The sequence below is a fragment of the Streptomyces phyllanthi genome (assembly GCF_009377205.1).
Lineage (GTDB): Bacteria > Actinomycetota > Actinomycetes > Streptomycetales > Streptomycetaceae > Streptomyces > Streptomyces phyllanthi.
On the sequence record NZ_VJZE01000746.1, the window covers coordinates 1 to 2762 of the forward strand.

3 protein-coding genes are annotated in these 2762 nt (G+C 70.6%); 1 reads left to right on the top strand and 2 read right to left on the bottom strand.

From position 1 onward, the window contains the following. On the bottom strand, positions 1-1111 hold a 1111-nt coding region (locus tag FNH04_RS44300; RefSeq protein ID WP_322725642.1), incomplete at its 3' end, for a DEAD/DEAH box helicase. A gap of 114 nt (positions 1112-1225) precedes the next feature. Between FNH04_RS44300 and FNH04_RS44305 the strand changes: the two genes are divergently transcribed. Next, positions 1226-2020 (top strand): metal-dependent hydrolase, encoded by a 795-nt coding sequence (locus tag FNH04_RS44305; RefSeq protein ID WP_152791885.1) that lies wholly within the window; start codon positions 1226-1228, stop codon positions 2018-2020. Between the two features lie 160 nt (positions 2021-2180). On the opposite strand, the gene FNH04_RS44310 is transcribed toward FNH04_RS44305, so the two are convergent. Next, positions 2181-2651 (bottom strand): DUF5709 domain-containing protein, encoded by a 471-nt coding sequence (locus tag FNH04_RS44310; RefSeq protein ID WP_322725641.1) that lies wholly within the window; start codon positions 2649-2651, stop codon positions 2181-2183. Positions 2652-2762 lie beyond the last annotated feature (111 nt).

Here is a 2762-nt window from a genome sequence, read left to right on the forward strand (position 1 = left end):
GCCCTGCCCGCCCCGCGATCTGGTGGAACTCGCGGGCGCGCAGGGTGCGCACCCGGTTGCCGTCGTACTTCGTCAGGGCCGTGAACAGCACCGTACGGATGGGCACGTTGACGCCGACGCCGAGCGTGTCCGTACCGCAGATGACCTTCAGCAGACCGGCCTGGGCCAGCTTCTCCACGAGGCGCCGGTACTTGGGCAGCATGCCGGCGTGATGCACACCGATCCCGTGCCGTACGTAACGCGACAGGTTGCGGCCGAACTTGGTGGTGAAGCGGAAGTTGCCGATCAGCTCGGCGATCTCGTCCTTCTCCTCCCGGGAGCACATGTTGATGCTCATCAGCGCCTGTGCCCGCTCCACGGCCTGCGCCTGGGTGAAGTGCACGATGTAGACGGGAGCCTGCTTGGTCTGAAGCAGTTCGGTGAGCGTCTCCGTGAGCGGCGTGAGCCGGTACTCGTAGGAGAGGGGGACCGGCCGGGTCGCCGAGCGGACCACCGCGGTCGGGCGGCCCGTGCGGCGCGTGAGGTCCTTCTCGAACATCGAGACATCGCCGAGCGTCGCCGACATCAGGACGAACTGCGCCTGCGGCAGCTCCAGGATCGGGATCTGCCAGGCCCAGCCGCGGTCGCCCTCCGCGTAGAAGTGGAACTCGTCCATCACGACCTGGCCGACATCGGCGTCCTTGCCGTCGCGCAGCGCGATGGACGCCAGCACCTCGGCCGTGCAGCAGATGACGGGCGCGTCGGCGTTCACCGAGGCGTCACCGGTCAGCATGCCGACGTTCTCGGTGCCGAAGAGCTTGCACAGCTCGAAGAACTTCTCCGAGACGAGCGCCTTGATCGGCGCGGTGTAGAAGGTGACCTCGTCCCGGGCGAGCGCCGCGAAGTGCGCACCCGCCGCGATCATGCTCTTGCCGGAGCCGGTGGGTGTCGACACGATCACGTTGGCACCGGACACCACCTCGATCAGCGCCTCCTCCTGGTGCGGGTAGAGGGTGAGACCGCGCTCCAGGGCCCACGACTCGAAGGCTTCGTAGAGGGCGTCGGGGTCGGCGGTCTTCGGCAGCTGATCGATGAGGGTCACGCCCCCATCTTGCCTGCCGTCGGGCCCGATGGGGGAATCGGCTGCGGGACGGAAGATCACGAACGCTACGCTGTGGCGCCGACATTGCGTCGGCGCAGGTGGCAACGGGACAGCGGCACAAGCACGAATGGGGCGGATGCGGCCATGATGGGACCAGCACACTCACTGTCGGGGGCCGCGGCCTGGCTCGGTGTCGGCGCTGCCGCCGCGGCGGCCGGTCATCCGATGCCCTGGCCGGTCCTCCTGGTCGGCGCGCTGATCTGCGCCGGCGCCGCGCTCGCCCCGGACCTGGACCACAAGGCGGCCACCATCTCGCGGTCGTTCGGTCCTCTCTCACGGTGGATGTGCGAGGTCGTCGACAAGCTCTCGTACGCCGTCTACAAGGCGACGCGGACGCAGAGCGACCCGCGCCGCTCCGGCGGTCACCGCACCCTGACGCACACCTGGCTGTGGGCGGTGGTGATCGGCGTGGGCTTCGCGGTCCTGGGCATGACCGGTGGCCGCTGGGCGGTGCTGGCCATCCTCTTCGTGCACATGGTGCTCGCCATCGAGGGGCTGCTGTGGCGGGCGGCCCGCGGCTCCAGCAGCGATGTCCTGGTGTGGCTGCTGGCAGCGACCAGCGCCTGGATCCTCGCGGGAATACTGGACAAGCCCGGCAACGGGGCGGACTGGCTGTTCACCGCGCCGGGCCAGGAGTACCTGTGGCTCGGGCTGCCGGTCCTCCTGGGCGCCCTGGTGCACGACATAGGGGACGCGCTGACGATCTCCGGCTGCCCGATCCTGTGGCCCATACCGGTGGGCCGCAAGCGCTGGTACCCGGTCGGCCCGCCGAAGGCCATGCGGTTCCGCGCGGGCAGCTGGGTCGAGCTGCGGGTGCTGATGCCGGTGTTCATGGTGCTCGGGGGAGTGGGCGCCGCGTCGGCGCTGAACTTCATCTGAGCGCGGGCGCGGCAGGGAACACGAGTCCGTCTGCGCTGCTCCCCCTCCCCGTCTGCGCTGCTCCCCTCCCGTCTGCGCTGCGCCCTGCCTGTCCACCACTTCCCGGGCCTCGGGGAGCCGGTCGCCCGGGGCCCGGGGGACGACACCGCGCAGGCGGGCGTCAGCCGGCCCAGCCTTCCTCGTCGACGATGTGCATGGCGGCCTCCTCGGCCGAGGCCGCCGCACCGTCGATCCCCACATCGGTGGCGACCAGCCCGCTCTCCTCGTCCTCGTGCGCGCCCTCGTCCGGGGCGACCAGACGGCCCGAGCGGATGTCACCCACCTCGTTGTCGAGAGGTTCGCCGTCGGTGCCCTGGCAGTCACCGATGCCGTCCCCGTCGGGCGTCCGGACGTCCGGGGACTCCTTCGCCAGCCGCTGGTCCAGCGTCTCGCCCTGCCGGCGTTCCGCCGCGGTCACCCCGATGTTCTCCACCGCCCACGGCCGCTCCGGCGGCGACCAGCCCCGGTCGAGCGGATCGCCGACTCCGTCGCTCTCCAGGGTGTCCTCGGAGTCCAGCACTCCGGAGTCCTCCTGGATCTCGGATGCGTCGGGCTGATAGACGTCGTCCCCCCATCCTTCGGTGCTGTCCACGGGGTACCTCCAGTCGGTGGGACGGGCCCGGTGCCACCTCCAGCCTTCCACCCGGTTTCGGCACCGTGCAACGGCAGAGGTCAGGAGCGGTGGGGGCGACCGGGGGACGGG

Coding starts and splice junctions, on each gene's coding strand:
- FNH04_RS44305 (WP_152791885.1), top strand. CDS start 1,226: ATGATGGGACCAGCACACTCACTGTCGGGGGCCGCGGCCTGGCTCGGT.